Genomic DNA, 16,946 nt, shown 5'->3' on the forward strand with positions numbered 1-16,946 from the left:
TCTATGCCCAATGCATCTGCGCAGCAGTAATCGGGTACTCGTTCAATCGATCCTGATAGATGGAGCCGTTCTTGATTGTAATTACGCGCTGAGCAGTCTTGGCAATTTCAGGGTTATGGGTGATGAACACAATGGTCACTCCGTATTGCTGGCGGGCAAGATGAAGAAGCGCTATCACATTTTTGCTGTTCATCTCGTCCAATGCACCCGTGGCTTCGTCGCAGAACAAGATACGAGGTCTCTTAATTAATGCACGTGCGATGGCTACCCGCTGCTGTTGTCCACCAGACAGTTGACCGGGAAACTGATTCAGTATGTCCTCAATCCCCAGAAGGGCAGCAAGCTCCTCAACCGTGTGGGGTTCCCCTGTGCCAGAGAGCCCAATGTATATATTTTCTCTAACCGTAAGATGAGACAGCAGGTGGTAGTGTTGAAAAATGTGCCCCAGATGCAGTCTGCGAAAGTTGGCAAGTGCATCCTCATTCAGTTCAGTAATGTCCCGGTCATTGATGAAGACGTGACCATTCGAGGGTCTGAGCAGTCCTGACATTAGATTTAGCAACGTGGATTTTCCGGAGCCACTTGGGCCAATGATGGCTGTAAATTCACCTTCGGCGAGATCTAGACTGATTTCACTGAGTATCATTTCATTTTTCTTAAAATGTTTCGTTACGTTCTGAACGGAAATGGCGATGTTCATTAGGCACGCTTCTTTCATAAAGATGAGTTTGGATGAAATCTAGCTGTTCGCGAATAAAATCTTCAGTCAAATGAGTAGACAGGGCAAGCACTCTTAGTCCCTCCAGAAAAATAACAATATGAGCAGCCGCTGTTCGGCTTGCCTGAACTTGTATTTCACCGCGTTTGACTCCATAATCGATCACTCGACTAAGCTCTGTGATGCTATGATCCTGCTGATGGTGAAGCAACTCACGATCTTCTGCATCGCGGTGTGACAAGAAGAACTCATACGCAGCGGTCATGATACTGTCATTGATCTCCGCCAGCTCGATCTGTTGACTCGACCAGAATGCATCCATGATCTGCTGAAATGGCGTAGCCGCTTCCATCTGGGCTGTAAAAGCTTCTTGCGTCTGCTGACTGTTTTCCATCAGTAACGCTCTGAATATCTCATCTGTGGAGTTAAAATAACGATAGAGGCCTCCGCGGCTAATTCCGCATTGCTCCACAATGTCTGTCATGGTGACAGCATGGAATCCTTTCCTTACAAATACCTGATGTGCGCCTGCAAGGATCATCATTTTTTTTGAGAACGATTTTTGGGTCATAGTTTCCTCCTAATTTAACAGAAGACATAAGTGACACTTGTGTCGCTTTTTTGATTTTATGACGCTGGTGTCGCTTTTGTCAATTGGAATTGTCATCACGTGGGGAAGGGAGATTCTAGAGCGTATTAACATAGCAAAAAAAACAGCGGCATTCGAAGACTTATATTCCAGTCTAAGCATGCTGCTGTTTTTTAGGTTAGGGATGTAATAGTGGTTAGATGGGTTTTGGATCATCTGGGGTTCGATTGGCCTTCACATATTTAAGCTGCGCAACGATGATGACGCTGATGATCACCAGCAGGAACCACGAACTGATCTTACTGAAGCTAACCAGTTGCCAGGCATCATGTTGATCAGGATATTTCCAGGCATTGAAGAATGTCGCGATGTTCTCAGCAGTCCAGATGAAGAAACCAACAATGATAAATGCGAGCGATAACGGCATTCGATAGATCGTTGCCCGTACCCGGTAGATAATCCACGTTTTATAGAAGACTATAAAGACAAGCGCCGTCAACCACCAGCGAAAATCGGGAATAAAATGATGGGTGAAAAAGTTAATATAGATGGCTGCTCCGAGCAGAACAGAAGGTAATAAACCAGGCCATCCGGTCATGTCCATGCGCAGTCTTCGCCACACCTGACACATAAAACTGGCTACACTTGCATACATAAATCCACTATACAAAGGGACACCAAAGATTTTCGTATAGGCTTGCTCAGGGTATGACCAAGATCCCATCCATACTTTATAGATTTCCAGCACCAGGCCAATAATGTGAAATACACAGATGACCTTGATTTCATCCCGGGTTTCCAAGCCGCTTCGATACATCAGATACTGCACACCAAGCAATACGAGCAAAATGGCATCATATCGATGCAGGAAAGGAATCGGGATTACGCTGGAGAGAGCCAATGTTCCAAAGATCGCTACAGGAAATATGCAGCTCATGGCCTGATGATAGCCGAAATGAAGTAGTTGTATTAGAGGTTTCAATTCAAGTGTAACTCCTTTCCAAGCACGTTTGAGCATAATTCAATGATATGATTTAAGGGTGTTCATCATGGGCGTTTTTTTGCCTACACTCCATAATATAGAGTTCATCGGTGAATAAAAAGAGAAAAAAACACGCAAATCTGTTCTTGTTTTCAAATTAAAACGACTCCCTTTCATTGATAATGATTTTCAATTAGATTAGAATGAAAGAATAAAAAGCTCACTATGTCTCGCATAATGCTAGGCATGTGACTCTACCAGGAGGAATGAATATGTTGATTCAAACTCGAAGCATCATTGTCAAAAAAGGAAATAGCGATAAGATCGTGGAACGTTTCAGTGGTCCAACTCCTGTTGTGGACATGCCTGGTCTGATTGATTTCAGTGTCATGGTCAACAAGAAAAGTACAGAGAACGAAGAAGTGATGGTCATCATTCGCTGGGAATCGGAAGAAGCATGGAAGAATTGGGAGAAAAGTGATGTACATATCAAAGGCCACCGTGAGAAGAGAACACAGGAGAAACCTGATTATCTGATAAGCACGACCGTAAATATGTATCAGGTACAGACCGTGAAGACAGGTAACGGTTCCGAACAAGGGGCATAATCAGGCAGCGATTGTTGGAATTTGGCCGATTCTATGAGATGGCTCTATGAGCGTGTGACAGGGTCGCTCCATGTATATTCTCTCGTGGTTATGTTAAAATGAAATTCGTACAATTACATTAGACAAGGAGGCCGCTATGCAACCGATAAAACCTCAAGACATTCAGCTCCGGATCAATCAACTTGCTGATCAGGACTTATACGTACATCTCGAACTCACGTCAGGTGCTTACGCACACCACATGGATAGCACAAGACATCCAGCATCTGCATTCATTACCAATGCGGCCATACGATATACGCAGGGCTCCATCTCAGGTACAGGTCCTTACCGGGTTGGTCTGAAAACAACTCAAGGTTGGCTCTACGCCGAAGGCCTTACACACATTGATGAGCGTGAAGAAGAAAGACTGATTCTGGCTGGTCACGACAGTCAAGGCAAGCTGGTTGTGGCGTTACAACTGAGTCGGGAGATGTTCTGATGAAGACGGAGGATGGAATAACCATGAATACTACACACAACGAGCATGAGCGCATCTTGGTGGTTTACCCACATCCGGATGATGAAGCTTTCTCTGTATCTGGAACGTTAGCGAAGTACATAGATGGCGGTGCTCATGTAACCTATGCTTGTCTGACACTGGGCGAGATGGGTCGCAACATGGGGATTCCTCCATTTGCCAACCGAGTGACGTTGCCTGCTATCCGTAAACAGGAACTCATCGAAGCTTCTGAAGCGATTGGTATTCAGGACCTCAGGATGCTGGGCTTCCACGATAAAATGCTGGAGTTCGAAGACCCACAGTTACTGGAAGACACCATCATGTCACTACTGAAAGAGTTAAACCCCACGCTGGTCATTACGTTTTATCCAGGGTACAGTGTTCATCCGGATCATGATGCAACGGGAGCCGCTGTTATACGTACAATTGCTAAACTTCCAGTGGATGAGCGTCCGATTGTTCACTGCGTTGCGTTCGCTAATAATCAGGAACAGTACATTGGCAAGCCGGATGTATTCGTTGACGTAACCGAATTTTTGGACAGAAAGATGGAGTCCATTCGTGCCCATCGTTCACAATTCCAGGCAGCGGAGCTTGTCGGAAATCGTGAGCTGAATGATGAAGAAATCAAGAAACGTTTTGGTAAAGAAACATTTTGGACCTATCCATTTGAATAATATAATTACGTAGAAGTCGCCTATATGGCGGCTTTTTTCGTTTGACATCACAATATCGACACAAAAATGTATGGTCTATAGCCTGATTGAGCTATATGGAAAAAATATCGTTTTAAGTACACTATGATCAGGATTGTGATAACGCTTCATTTATTGCGTTGCTTCAATGGATGAGGAACATGGAGGGTTGATGCGGAGTGGAAAGGAGGGATGGTGTGTACAACCAACGTATACTTGGGGTTAACGAAAGACCTGTTGAACACAATGCCACAGCAATGAGCATCTGCAACAAGGATCTGGAATTGCGCTGGAAGTTACATGCGTAATCCTTGGGTGAAGTTAGGCATATTCAAGAGCTGTGAGAAGAGTAGGGGTCGAGGATTGGTTTTTCTAATTGGCATGATAATTTTCTTATTATTTTTCCCGCATGGTAAGGCAATGGCCGGCTCCGGCGAGCGTGATCTCATTCCCCTTCAGCCTATAATTGACCGTTCTGCACCGGGAGATATTATTGATCTTGCATCAGGCCGATATTCCGGCCCTGTAACGATTGATAAGAACATCACCATTCAGGGTGATCCTACGGTCATCGTCGTGAATGAGAAAACCACCTCTACGATAACCATTCAGTCGGATGGGGTGAAGTTGAGCGGGTTTACAATTGAGCATAATGCGAATGAACAGACCGCAGCGATTCAGGTTGAAGGTGAAAAAAGTGAAATCACGGATCTGCATATTCAGACCCAGGGTTATGGGATGATCATCCGTAATTCGATTCATGCGACGATTCAGCGGAACCACATTACTTGGGTCGGGTCTGATTCTGCAACCAGCAGCCAGAAGGGCAATGGTATTGATCTGTATAACTCCCATGATAGCTATATTGAAGGCAATGAGATCACCGGCATGAGGGATGGAATCTATCTAGAGAACAGTCGCAAGTCTATCGTGCAACATAACAGGCTGTTACATACAAGGTACGGCATCCACTGTATGTACATTGACGGCTCTTCTGTCATGGACAATACCGGAGAGGAAAACATGACAGGTGCCATGATTATGGGCGTCAAGAATACGGTCATATCGGGCAATTCTTTTCGCAAACAGAGTACTAATGTTCATTCCCAAGGGATTCTATTGTATGACGTGCATCAATCCTCAATTCACAACAATGTGGTGGAGGGGAATCGTGTCGGCATGAATATTGCAGAATCATCCGGCAATGAGATCCGTGGCAATGCGGTGCTTCGGAATTTTGTTGGCATCCAGCTTGTTCTGGCAGAGGCTAATGAGTTTACACGTAACCAAATGGTGTCTAATGTCATTGAAGCTTCGGCGCTGGATAGCCCGAATAATGTCCTGATGGAGAACTACTGGGATTCCTTTCAGGGACTTGACCTGAATCGGGATGGGATCAGTGAAATATCCTATGCCATCAATCCTTTTTATGAGCAACTGGTCAGTCGAAATTCAGCGTATCAGCTCTTTTTTCAATCACCGGGTATGGTCTTTCTGAGTGAGTTGTTTACAGAAGGCAGAGAACAATGGACTACCGACGATTCGCCACGAATGAGCATGGATACGGGATCTGATCTGAACATGTCAGTGGAAAGGGCAACAGGTTCCAATGTGGTGTGGATGCTTGGTTTAATTCTGCTGGGCATAGCAACTTTTATAATCATCTATATGGGGGTATTACGAAAATGAACAAAAGCTTGAACAGAAGATGGACATTGGTCATGGTACTTATGTTTGGCATGGTACTGTTAACCGCTTGCGGAACAAAATACGCGGCATTGCCGATCAATGAAGACGTGGATATCTGTGCGATCTGTAAAATGCAGGTGAAGGACGATGCGTATGCAACCCAGCTCACTACGAAAGACGGCCAAAATTACAAGTTCGATGACATCGGGTGCATGAACCAGTGGAAAACAGAAAATGGCACGGACAACATCGGCATGGACTATGTTCGTGATTATAATGACAAGGAATGGATTGAATACAGCAAAGCCACGTATGTATACGATGCTTCATTGCGCACGCCTATGGCCTATGGAATTCTTAACTTTAAGGACAAGCCTTCGGCCGAAGCTTTCATTGCAGAGCAAGGTGTAGGAACCATTATGACCGCTGAGGATCTTGCTTCTCATGACTGGAAACAGAATACAGAGAACATGGACATGATGGGTGAACATGGACATGATGCACACGGACATGATGCACACGGACATGGTGAAGAAGGGGCAAGTGAGGGAACACACCAAGAAGGTGAGATGGAAGAAGAGTCGGGTCACTAGGTATGACAATAGAAAATGGTGATCAATGATGGCAGATATGATACAGATTGCAAGACGAGAAGTGAAAATGGGGTTTCGCAATCCATGGGCCTATTCGTTTCTAATCCTTTTTTGCACCTTTAGCTTAAGCTTGTTACTCCTGAATTCGCAGAATCTGGTTCAAGGATATTCGGGCACAACAGGTTCGATGTTGAATCTTATTCTCTACCTTTTGCCATTAATGACGCTGTTCCTCGGTTCCTTCTCATTAACATCCGAAAAAGAAGACGGTAGCTGGCAACTGCTGTCCACGTATCCCATCGGCACAATGTCCTTTATTGTTGGGAAGTATCTTGGGCTGTCGATTGTTTTGATCACCATTGTTGCATTTGGATACGGCCTAATGGGTGGCATTAGCGGGTTGATCGGGAATCCACTGGATGTCATGACATATCTTCTCTTTCTGGCATTTTCTTGTGGACTGGTGTTGTTATTCCTGACGCTGGCTCTATTTATCGGTTCGTTGTCACGCAATCGGTGGCAGGCGTTAACCATATCCGTGACCGTATGGTTCTTCGCTGTCATTGGATGGCCGACGTTATTGCTCTCTGTGCTGGGATTAATGCCTTATCTGTGGGTGAAACCGCTGTTGATTATACTAACGCTCATCAATCCGGCTGAACTGGTGCGATTGTTTGTCGTGATCAAACTGGGAGGCGGCTCCATTCTGGGACCGGAGTATTACCAATGGGTGGAATGGGTGCAGCAACCAAGTGGCAGTTGGATCTTCATCGGGATATGCCTGTTCTGGATCACCTGCTCTGTCCTGGCGGTATACGCGATCTGGGAGAGGGGGCGTTCTCATGGATAAGGCGGGACTCGAAGTGATAGGATTGTGCAAATCCATTAAAAAGCAGACTATTGTTGAGGATATCTCCTTTCACATGAATTCTGGCCAAGTGCTTGCGCTCTGTGGAGGGAATGGCGCAGGGAAAAGCACAGTTCTGCGTATGATCGCAGGAATTCTTCGGCCTACCTCCGGCGAGGTTGTGGTGAACAATGTGCGATGGTTGAAGGAACGCAAGCGTTATTCAGAGCAGATTGGATATATGCCGGATGATTATCAATTTAATCAGGGACTGACTGCAGAGGAAGTACTTCTATTCTGGGCTTCTCTGAGGAAAGTTCCGAAGGAGAGAGTACAGGAAGTGCTGACCATGGTCGGGTTGGCGGATCAAAAGAACAAACGGGTCACGACCTTCTCCAAAGGCATGCGTCAACGTGTGTTATTCGCCCAGGCTGTACTGTCGAAACCTCCACTGCTCATCATGGATGAGCCAACGAATGGATTGGACCCATTCTGGATGCAGGAACTAGCTCAGCTGCTCAAGGGCATCAAGCAGGATGGCCACATGGTCGTGTTCTCGACCCATCAGTTGGAGATTGCAGACGATATTGCGGATCAGGTGATATTCATGAACCATGGACGTAATGTGGGAGAGGGCTCCACTCACGACTTTCGTGATCAATTCGGCTCGCTCCATGCAGCATTTCATCAAAGTCTTGGCTTAAAGTGAAGGTGAGTTTATTGCAGAAGAAGATGAAGAGGTTTAATAACAGACATATACTTACAATACTGATTGGCTTGGTTGCGTTGTTCACAGGTGTATGGGCCGTTTTTGAAAATATGTCGACACCCGAGTCTCAGCGAGGCAACGCTATTCAAGCAGGTGCAGTAGCTCCTGAGTTCACAGCGGTTAATTCAGCAGGCGAACAAGTGAGACTGTCCGATTATCGGGGCAAAGCCGTCATGATTAACTTTTGGGCTTCATGGTGCACACCTTGTGTAAGGGAGATGCCGCTCGTTCACCAGATTGCTCAGGATTATCAGAACGACGTGGAAACGCTGTTTGTTAACGTGGGAGAATCGAAGGGGACGATTCGTGAGTTTATGGATAAGCAGGCGTTTGATTTTCCGGTCATTATTGACGTGACAGGCAATATATCAGGCATGTATCGGATTACAGGTTTACCGGCAACGATGGTTATTGATAAGGACGGGAAGTTCCGTCATATATTGCTCGGTGAACTGACCGAAGATACACCGTTGCAGCAATGGCTGGAAGAGAGTATCTAGTCGTAAGCGTTGGATGGTGAGAAAAGGGCAGGAACGCCTGAGTTCGCCCATGTTACAAGTGAAATGAATGTACGTTAAAAGTAACCATATAAAGTAACCACATAAAAAGCCGGACACCCATTTAACGAAGGGGTGTCCGGCTTTGCTTTTGAAGCTATGCTGCTTCGTCGCCGATTACAATACAGCAGCTGAAGCGTGATTGGTACGAGCGATTCTGGTTGCATCAACCATGTTGCGCAGGGAAGCGACCGTTTCTTCCTGCCCACGGGTTTTCAATCCGCAGTCCGGGTTAATCCAGAACAGCTTCGGATCAAGAACGCGCAGGGCACGTTCAATCATGCTGCTCATTTCATCCACACTCGGAACCCGTGGACTATGGATATCATATACGCCAAGACCGATACCGAGCTCATACGTATTTTCTTCAAAGCTGTGAATCAGTTCACCGTGACTACGGGATGTCTCAATGGAAATGACATCTGCATCCATAGCTTCGATGGAATCAATCATGTCATGGAATTCGCAATAGCACATATGTGTATGAATTTGAGTCGTTTCGTGCACTGTGCAAGTGGAGATGCGGAACGCTTTAACTGCCCAGGCCAAGTAATCGGCTTGTTCATTTTCCTTCAGCGGAAGTCCTTCACGAACCGCTGGTTCATCCACCTGGATCATGCCAATGCCTGCCTGTTCAAGTGCCTCGACTTCCTGTCTCAACGCATACGCCAACTGATAAGCAATCTGCTCACGGGCAATGTCTTCACGTACGAATGACCAGTTCATGATGGTAATCGGGCCAGTCAGCATGCCTTTGACAGGGCGCTCAGTCTGCGATTGGGCATATTTCGTTTCTTCAACTGTCATTTCACCAGTAAACGCAACATCGCCGAAGATAATAGGTGGCTTCACGCAACGTGAACCATACGATTGTACCCAGCCAAACTGTGTAAAGGCAAAGCCGGCCAGTTTCTCGCCAAAGAATTCAACCATGTCGGTACGCTCAAACTCACCATGCACCAATACGTCAATTCCGATCTCTTCCTGAAGCTTAATCCAAATATCAATCTGCTCACGGATAAAGGCAGCATACTGTTCGTTGTTCAACTCACCCTTGCGCCACAATTGACGTGCTTTTCTGACTTCAGCAGATTGCGGGAAACTACCAATCGTTGTAGTCGGGAAGAGTGGCAATTGCCATTTGGCCTGTTGGGCTTCATGACGCTCGGCAAAAGGACGGGAACGCTCAGGCTGTTGAACACTGATGGAAGCAACGGCTTTCTGTACAGCGGTGCGGTTCCGGTCTTCGGATTGTTGAAGCGCCTGAAGAGGAAGCTCTGCTTCGTTAATTTTAGCGGTAATCTCTGCACTTGGTGAAGATAAGGCAGTAGTCAAAAGAACGATCTCATCCAGTTTTTCATCTGCAAATGCGAGGGCATTCTTCAGTTCGGATGTAAGTTTTGCCTCACGTTCTGTTGTAACTGGCACATGCAGCAGGCTGCAAGACGATTGCACAATAATATGTTCAGGCGTCACGAACTCAGTCAATTCATTCAGCAAATTCAGTTTTGTTTGAAGGGAAGCTTTCCAGATCCCACGTCCATCAATAATACCTGCTCCGAGCACTTTGTCTGCCGGGAAACCGGATGTCCGAATGGATTGTGTGTTACCAGAGAGTCCGTGTACAAAATCAAGTCCTACACCTTGAACTGGCAATGCCACAATGTCGCTATAGTTTTCGACAGATTCAAAGTACGTTTGCAGCATGATATTCAAGCCTGGAGCGGCTGCTGCAAATGTTTCATATATTTTATACAGACGCTGTACGTCTTCATCGCTTAATTTGGTTACCAGGATAGGTTCGTCGATCTGCACCCATTGAACGCCTTCGCTCGCAAGTTCTTGAAGCAATTGAGTGTAGAGTGGAAGCAAGCGGTCCAACCAAGCGTCTGTCTCGGATTTATCATAGCCTTTGGAGAGCTTCAAGAAGGTTAACGGTCCAACGATAACCGGTTTTCCTTCAATACCAAGTTTTTCTTTTGCTTCACGATAAGCGAGAAGCGGTTTGTTTTCCGTCAGAGTTGGGGAAGCCCCGTCCAGTTCAGGTACAATGTAGTGGTAGTTGGTGTTGAACCATTTTGTCATTTCGCTTGCTGCGGCATCTTTCGTTCCCCGGGCAATACCATAATATACGGACAACGGAACGGAACCACCATCATAAGCAAATCGTTTAGGAATAATGCCGAACATCACGGCCGTATCCAGGATATGATCGTAATAGCTGAAATCATTCACCGGAATGATGTCGATGCCTTTCGCTTGTTGCTTGCGCAAATGATCGATGCGGATCTCCTGCAGACGTGCATGAAATTCGTTTTCCTCCAGCTTGCCTGCCCAGAACGCTTCCAACGCTTTCTTCCATTCCCGATCAGCACCAATACGCGGATATCCTAATACACTACTTTTCGTCATCGCTTAAAACCCCTCTGCTTTTATGTTACACAAAATTTATCACAGATCCGGAGTTATAAAGTAATTCCATTAAATTATACCTAGTTATAGCCTGAGGCTATATCGAAGAGATCATTACGTTTGAAATAGACCCCACTAATGTTACAATGGTGAACTACGTTCATACGAATGATTGAAAGGAAGGCGGTACCATGAATCTGTATCACATCCAGTCCAACGTGCACGGAATCAACAGAGTAGCATCTTTTTTGGAAGACAATTACATTGGAATCGCTTGGTCAGGTACAGGAGATCTGGAGCAAACGCCCTCGGAGCTATGGAAGGAACAGCTGGTTCAACACTATAGCTTGGATGAGTCGGAATTGGCGAGTACACTTGCGACACTACATACGTTTGCTAGCCTCATGCAGGATGGAGATTATGTGTTAATTAGTGATGATGAATGGACGTATGTTGGTGATATCGGGGATTATTATTACGACGATTCCGCTGGTTCTGAAGAGGACTTGATCTGTCACCGTCGCGGAGTTACATGGTTGGGGCGTATTCCTCTCGCTGAGTTGAATGACAAAGTGCAGGCACTGCAAAATGACTCATCCATCCTTGCGAAGTTTGAGTATCCCATATCACAAGCACAGCTGGATCGCGGACTTGCAGTCAGCGTAGCGGCTGAAGCAACCAACCCACCCTCAACGAGGGTAGATGAAGCCACGATTCAAACAGCTCTCCATGTACTGAGAGAAGCGTTGCACAGTGAAGAAGAAGAGCTGCGAATTCGTGCGGCTACAGCTATTTTACAGTTTGCAAAACAATAAACCCTTAACTAGCCCTGAGATCTGTTCATTCACATTCACATGACTTCGTCCACCGTGGTAACAAATCACAGATGAAATGTGGAGTTCCATATACTTTTTCAAGGAGCAACGAGCCGTCTCGATATCAAGTGTGGTAGGGCCATGAACGCCGCCGAGTACGCCGTCGACACTGTACATAGAATCTCCGGCGATGAGCGTCTTGCTACCCATCAAATAAAGACTAATATGTCCTGGCGTATGACCAGGTGTATGAATAACGCGAATGCCGCCGCAAAACGGCAGTTCCTGACCATCGATTACCGTTTCATCAACTTTGCCCTTTGGAGGGTACGCAAGGTGAGCGTCTTTGAGAAGAGGGAGCTGCCCCTCAATATACGGCTTATCCAGTTCATGTGCATATACCCTGACATGATCACCACACGTCTGCAAAATCTCGGGAAGACAGCCGATATGGTCCACATCCTGATGCGTCAAAATCACTGCCTTAAGTTGGTTGATCGGCACGCCTGCCTTTTCGAGTTCGGTACATAAATCGTCATATTGTCCTGGGAAACCGGCATCGATTAACACAGCCATTTCTTCATCCCATATCAGAACAGGGTGAATTATATTTCCATCAAAATCAAGCTGAAGCATTTCTATTCCCTTTGAAATTTTCATCATACCAGACCTCCGAGAGATAAAATTCATATACATCGTTGCTTATTACATTTCTTATGTAAACGAATAGAGACGGCGATAAGATACGCTCGGGTACTTATAGAAATATTCAATGAATGAGGGAATTGACGCTTGCTGTTGGGAATGATAATTTATATATATCAATTAAACCAATAAGTCCAATAAGATAAAGGGGGTATGTGGGATGACACATATCGTGCATGCAGCAGCTGAAGATATTCGAAGCGAGGATTCACTGCAATTGATCAAGGAACTGAGCGAAGAACTCGGTTTGTTATATGGCGGTGATGGAACAGCGGGATTTCAACTGTCAGACGTTGAAGTGCCACGGGCGGCCTTTATCGTTGCCAGAATCGACGGGTATCCGGTTGGTTGTGGAGCACTTAGACCCCTTGATGAAACATCTGTAGAGGTTAAACGCATGTATACTCGCAGTGGCTACCGCCGTAAGGGCATTGCGCAGGCTATTTTGGCCGAGGCGGATCGTCTTGCGAGCGAACTTGGTTACACCAATCTCAAACTGCAAACAGGTCCGCTGCAGCCAGAAGCAGCCGCGCTGTATGAGCGCGTAGGGTATTATCGAATCCCGATTTTCAGTGGCGATTGGGACCGAGTGTTGGCCTATCAGAAAGATCTGGTACACGAAAAAGTATAATTCTACGAACGAATCACAGCTTCCATTCACTGAATGGAAAGAGGAGTATAAGATACAAGAAAAGTCGCCTATGGGCGACTTTTCTGCGTTGTAACTTATCCAATTTTTCTAAAGGAATAGAATCAAGATTTTAATTCTTTGCGCAATGAATGATCGAAGGGTCTTGATGTTGGACCCCCCACTCACATAGTCCTTCCAAAACGGGCAAAAGCGTCTCAGCTTTGGCGGTCAGTCGGTACTCCACTTTAGGAGGGACTTGGGGGTACTCTTTCCGTTCCACCATACCATCTGCTTCCAATTCTTTGAGCTGTGAACTCAATGTTTTATACGTGATGGCACCGATTTGTCTTTTCAGTTCATTGAAACGGACAGGCTGGTTATCAGCCAGAAGATACATAATCACCATTTTCCATTTGCCACCAATAACGGACAACGTGTATCCAAAAGGGGTATCTTGAATATTCTTCACTTTACCATGGTATTCAGCCATACTCATCATTCACACTATCCTTTCGGGTAGTACCTATCCTAAAAGACCGTACTATTTATTTGTTTGGGCTCAGTTTATACTAACCTTACTTTGAAGTAAAGGAGATTTACGATGACTCAAAAAACAATACGTCTGCTTATGCCACAATGGCAAGGTGGGGATAATCCTAACTACTCTTTTGGAGCGGAACTGCTTGCTTGGCTCGCACCTGACAATGATCAACCTCTCATTCATGTTCCTGTTGTGGCTTATGATGGAACACTTCTGGTAAGTGAGAACGGGATAAAAGGCAGAACACCGCTACTTCAGCAATTGCAGGCCGCCCAGCATATCATTCAAGCTCACCAGCCTGATCGCATTGTCATGTTTGGCGGTGACTGTTTGGTTGAACAAGCTCCGTTTGCCTATTTAAATGAACGATATGGCGGAGAACTTGGTTTGATATGGATTGATGCACACGGTGACTTGGTTAAATACGCGGGTTATGACAATGGTCATACATTGCCGCTCGGTAATCTTCTTGGGGAAGGCGATCCGGAGTTTGCCAAACATGTGAAAGTCCCTTTGAAGCCTGAAAATATCTTCATGGCCGGGTTGACGACCCCCACGCAACAGGAAAACGAAGTGATTCAAAGATTGGGTATCCGAACGGCTGGAACCGAAGAGTTAACTCATGGCATGGATTCGATTAAGAAGTGGATTACAGAAAACGACATCAAACACCTGGCAATTCACCTTGATCTGGATGTGCTTGATCCCAGCATGTTCCGTTCATTGTTATTCGCCAAGCCAGGAGAACCTTATGTATTTTCACCAGCAGGAACCATGCAATTACCTCATTTGCTTCAACTGATCAAAGAACTGTCTGAAGAAACAGATGTAGTCGGATTAGGGATAACCGAGCACCTACCATGGGATGCCATTAACTTGAAGAATCTACTTGGAGAAATACCTATTCTGAACCATTGATATAGGATATCAGAATACTGATATATCAAGTCAAAATAGAGGAAGATGACGGATAAAAATATCAATATGATTATATGGGTGGTTCGATGAGAATCAGAAATTAAACGAACTGAGGAGAGTACACCCAGATGGTCACGTTATTGTTAATCATTATCTATCTCGCATTTATAGGGCTGGGATTACCAGATGCTTTACTTGGCAGTGCCTGGTCCGTTATGAAAAACGATATACATGCGACAACAGAAATGGCAGGTTACATATCGTTAATTATTTCATTTAGTACAGTCGTGTCCAGTCTCCTAGCCAGCCGATTGTTACACCGATTCGGAACAGGTAAAGTCACATTATTCAGCATCCTCTCAACAACGATCGCGCTGTTGGGGTTCTCGATCTCTGAGAATTTTGTATTTTTGCTGATTCTGGCGATCCCTCTCGGTCTGGGTGCAGGTTCGGTGGATGCGGCACTAAGTAATTATGTAGCATTGCATTTCAAGGCCAAGCATATGAACTGGTTGCATTGTTTCTGGGGAATTGGAGCGGTGACAGGCCCACTCGTTATGGCATATTGGTTGAATCAAGCAAACAACTGGCGTGCGGGATACGTTACTGTGGGGTTGATTTTGCTTGGGATTGCGGTGATCTTATTGTCAACGTTGTCTCTGTGGAAAATCTTCGAGAAGGGAAGAGTAGAGGAGTCAGGCGATGAGAAGAAACGGGTGAGCAACCGTGAGGCTATCCGTATCCCCGGCGTGAAAATGTCGATGCTGGCCATGCTTTGTTACAACGGTTCGGAAACAGCAGCTGGTCTGTGGATGGCTTCATTCTTCATCGGAAGCAAAGGCGTTTCTCCAGGTACTGCAGCAGCACTATCCTCCCTATTTTTCATTGGCATTATCTTGGGACGCGTAATCTCAGGCTTTCTATCGACTCATGTATCCAGCAAAAATCTCATCAGATATGGTGGAATCGTTGGATGCTTCGGATTGGTTATCCTGGTTATGCCGATTCCTTATTGGCTTGCCGCAGGGGCTTTATTTATCGTGGGATTGGGCGGAGCACCGATCTATCCAAGTATCGTTCATGCGACACCGGAACGCTTCGGAGAGAAAGCATCCCCAAGTGTAATTGGACTTGAAATGGCCAGTGCCTATACAGGTTCAACACTCATCCCGTTAGGTATGGGGCTCATAGCCAGCCAATGGGGAATGTCCATGGTACCCCTGATCCTGCTGATTCTGTTCAGTGTCATGTTCGCGGCTACAGAGCTGATTAACAGGAGCAACAAGGCTACGCGTCTGACCGTCTAGCTCTTGATATGGGTCATTTAGGCTCTGCCACTATACAACAAAGGAACAACCATCGCTGGTTGTTCCTTTTGGTGTGTGGACTTTTTTATAAGAAAATCAGCAATAATGTACCTGCTGCAAAACAGTAATACGAAAAGTATTTCAGGTTGCCTTTGGCCATAATGCCCATAAACCATCTCATGGAGAAATAGGTGACGAAGAGCGTCGTGATGAATGCAATCAGATAAGGGATCGCCAGCTGTGAACGATTCGGATCATTGGCGATGTCGGATACCCCCATGATGAGTCCACCAATGCTTATGGGAATATACAGCATAAAGGAGAACTTCAAAGCTGTTTCCTGTTTCATGCCGACAGCGATGGACGCAATTACAGTTGCCCCTGAGCGGCTAATGCCCGGAATAAGAGCGACTGCCTGAGCCAGACCTACCAACAATGCATCTTTCGTAGACAGATCTCCGTCCTGCTTACGACCACGAAGATTACGAATCAGCCATAAGGCAACCCCGGTGATCAATAGCGCGATGGAAACGGTATATACGGATGAGAAGATTTCTTCAATCCGATCTTTGAACAGGACTGCAACGACTGCCGCAGGAATCGTACCAATAATTATGTATAAGCAAAACATGAAGTCTGCTCGATATTCTTCTTTACGAGTACGCAGGTAACCAAGTGCACCAATAATCAACTTTTTGATATCTTCCCGGAAAATAAAAATAATAGCGATAAGCGATGCCGTGTTTGTTAAAATTTCAAATGACAAGCCATTCTGCTTGATGCCCATGAGTTTCTGAGCGATGATCAAATGACCACTTGAGGAGACCGGGATCGGCTCCGTTGCACCTTGAACAATACCTAAAAACAAATACTTTAACCACAATATAATCTCTTCCATGTTTTCCTCCTTGAATACGTTTCATTGGCTTTTTAATACTCTCTTTTTAAGAAAAAATGAATGGTATACTCTATTGATGATAGCTGTTTAACTTGGTGACTTGCAAGTTAGAGTTCATAGAGGGAGTAAAATAAACATTGCTTGTCAAATCCTGCATAGCATGATATCGT

Annotated in this window: 19 protein-coding genes; 12 read left to right on the forward strand and 7 right to left on the reverse strand. The window is 45.5% G+C overall.

Translation table 11 applies throughout. The features are described from left to right. Position 1 precedes the first annotated feature (1 nt). The 3 genes from NYE45_RS13975 to NYE45_RS13985 all read right to left on the reverse strand — a co-directional run bounded on the left by NYE45_RS13975 (position 2) and on the right by NYE45_RS13985 (position 2,289). Positions 2-700: an ABC transporter ATP-binding protein gene (locus NYE45_RS13975; RefSeq protein WP_340017098.1), complete on the reverse strand. Its 699-nt coding sequence runs from the start codon at positions 698-700 to the stop codon at positions 2-4. Next, positions 657-1,289 carry a TetR family transcriptional regulator gene (locus NYE45_RS13980; RefSeq protein ID WP_340017099.1) on the reverse strand — a complete coding sequence of 211 codons (633 nt, stop codon included), beginning with the start codon at positions 1,287-1,289 and terminating at the stop codon, positions 657-659. The genes NYE45_RS13975 and NYE45_RS13980 overlap by 44 nt, the downstream gene beginning before the upstream one ends. Before the next feature lie 214 nt (positions 1,290-1,503). Then, complete coding sequence (locus NYE45_RS13985; RefSeq protein WP_340017100.1) at positions 1,504-2,289, reverse strand: DUF817 domain-containing protein; 786 nt, start codon at positions 2,287-2,289, stop codon at positions 1,504-1,506. A gap of 272 nt (positions 2,290-2,561) precedes the next feature. On the opposite strand from NYE45_RS13985, the gene NYE45_RS13990 reads away from it, so the two are divergent. The 8 genes from NYE45_RS13990 (at position 2,562) to NYE45_RS14025 (ending at position 8,492) form a co-directional block, all read left to right on the forward strand. Beyond that, positions 2,562-2,897 (forward strand): antibiotic biosynthesis monooxygenase, encoded by a 336-nt coding sequence (locus NYE45_RS13990; protein ID WP_076331085.1) that lies wholly within the window; start codon positions 2,562-2,564, stop codon positions 2,895-2,897. A gap of 136 nt (positions 2,898-3,033) precedes the next feature. Next, the gene (locus NYE45_RS13995) at positions 3,034-3,378 is read left to right on the forward strand and encodes a YojF family protein (RefSeq protein ID WP_340017101.1); all 345 of its coding nucleotides are present in this window, start codon (positions 3,034-3,036) and stop codon (positions 3,376-3,378) included. Positions 3,379-3,401: 23 nt separating this feature from the next. Further along, complete coding sequence (gene bshB2, locus NYE45_RS14000; protein WP_340017102.1) at positions 3,402-4,076, forward strand: bacillithiol biosynthesis deacetylase BshB2; 675 nt, start codon at positions 3,402-3,404, stop codon at positions 4,074-4,076. A 399-nt stretch (positions 4,077-4,475) separates the two neighbouring features. Next, complete coding sequence (locus NYE45_RS14005; protein ID WP_340017103.1) at positions 4,476-5,783, forward strand: NosD domain-containing protein; 1,308 nt, start codon at positions 4,476-4,478, stop codon at positions 5,781-5,783. Next, positions 5,780-6,376 carry a nitrous oxide reductase accessory protein NosL gene (locus NYE45_RS14010; RefSeq protein ID WP_340017104.1) on the forward strand — a complete coding sequence of 199 codons (597 nt, stop codon included), beginning with the start codon at positions 5,780-5,782 and terminating at the stop codon, positions 6,374-6,376. Before NYE45_RS14005 ends, NYE45_RS14010 begins: the two co-directional genes overlap by 4 nt. A gap of 28 nt (positions 6,377-6,404) precedes the next feature. Continuing rightward, positions 6,405-7,226 carry an ABC transporter permease gene (locus NYE45_RS14015; RefSeq protein ID WP_340017105.1) on the forward strand — a complete coding sequence of 274 codons (822 nt, stop codon included), beginning with the start codon at positions 6,405-6,407 and terminating at the stop codon, positions 7,224-7,226. Continuing rightward, positions 7,219-7,932 carry a heme ABC exporter ATP-binding protein CcmA gene (ccmA, locus tag NYE45_RS14020; protein WP_340017106.1) on the forward strand — a complete coding sequence of 238 codons (714 nt, stop codon included), beginning with the start codon at positions 7,219-7,221 and terminating at the stop codon, positions 7,930-7,932. Before NYE45_RS14015 ends, ccmA begins: the two co-directional genes overlap by 8 nt. Positions 7,933-7,955: 23 nt before the next feature. Next, positions 7,956-8,492, forward strand: a complete 537-nt coding sequence (locus NYE45_RS14025) for a redoxin domain-containing protein (protein ID WP_340017108.1) — start codon at positions 7,956-7,958, stop codon at positions 8,490-8,492. Positions 8,493-8,666: 174 nt separating this feature from the next. On the opposite strand, the gene metE is transcribed toward NYE45_RS14025, so the two are convergent. Then, positions 8,667-10,961: a 5-methyltetrahydropteroyltriglutamate--homocysteine S-methyltransferase gene (gene metE / locus NYE45_RS14030; protein ID WP_340017109.1), complete on the reverse strand. Its 2,295-nt coding sequence runs from the start codon at positions 10,959-10,961 to the stop codon at positions 8,667-8,669. A gap of 191 nt (positions 10,962-11,152) precedes the next feature. Here metE and NYE45_RS14035 point away from each other — a divergent pair, with 191 nt between their 5' ends. Next, complete coding sequence (locus NYE45_RS14035; protein WP_340017110.1) at positions 11,153-11,776, forward strand: hypothetical protein; 624 nt, start codon at positions 11,153-11,155, stop codon at positions 11,774-11,776. Here NYE45_RS14035 and NYE45_RS14040 read toward each other — a convergent pair. Next, the gene (locus NYE45_RS14040; RefSeq protein ID WP_340017111.1) at positions 11,756-12,436 is read right to left on the reverse strand and encodes an MBL fold metallo-hydrolase; all 681 of its coding nucleotides are present in this window, start codon (positions 12,434-12,436) and stop codon (positions 11,756-11,758) included. The two genes, NYE45_RS14035 and NYE45_RS14040, sit on opposite strands and share 21 nt — an antisense overlap. A 205-nt stretch (positions 12,437-12,641) precedes the next feature. On the opposite strand from NYE45_RS14040, the gene NYE45_RS14045 reads away from it, so the two are divergent. Next, positions 12,642-13,112, forward strand: coding sequence for a GNAT family N-acetyltransferase (locus NYE45_RS14045; RefSeq protein ID WP_062834343.1), 471 nt, complete (start codon positions 12,642-12,644; stop codon positions 13,110-13,112). 130 nt (positions 13,113-13,242) lie between these two features. Here NYE45_RS14045 and NYE45_RS14050 read toward each other — a convergent pair whose 3' ends face one another. Beyond that, the gene (locus NYE45_RS14050; protein ID WP_340017112.1) at positions 13,243-13,608 is read right to left on the reverse strand and encodes a helix-turn-helix domain-containing protein; all 366 of its coding nucleotides are present in this window, start codon (positions 13,606-13,608) and stop codon (positions 13,243-13,245) included. Between the two features lie 105 nt (positions 13,609-13,713). Here NYE45_RS14050 and NYE45_RS14055 point away from each other — a divergent pair, with 105 nt between their 5' ends. Both NYE45_RS14055 and NYE45_RS14060 read left to right on the forward strand, forming a co-directional pair. Next, positions 13,714-14,571 (forward strand): arginase family protein, encoded by an 858-nt coding sequence (locus tag NYE45_RS14055; RefSeq protein WP_340017113.1) that lies wholly within the window; start codon positions 13,714-13,716, stop codon positions 14,569-14,571. 128 nt (positions 14,572-14,699) lie between these two features. Beyond that, a complete protein-coding gene (locus tag NYE45_RS14060; RefSeq protein ID WP_340017114.1) occupies positions 14,700-15,878 on the forward strand; it encodes an MFS transporter in 1,179 nt (392 codons plus the stop codon). A gap of 85 nt (positions 15,879-15,963) precedes the next feature. Here the strand turns inward: NYE45_RS14060 and NYE45_RS14065 are convergent, their stop codons facing one another. Next, complete coding sequence (locus tag NYE45_RS14065; protein WP_036608062.1) at positions 15,964-16,776, reverse strand: undecaprenyl-diphosphate phosphatase; 813 nt, start codon at positions 16,774-16,776, stop codon at positions 15,964-15,966. Positions 16,777-16,946 lie beyond the last annotated feature (170 nt).

The organism is Paenibacillus sp. FSL K6-1318, assembly GCF_037976905.1.
Lineage (GTDB): Bacteria > Bacillota > Bacilli > Paenibacillales > Paenibacillaceae > Paenibacillus > Paenibacillus amylolyticus_A.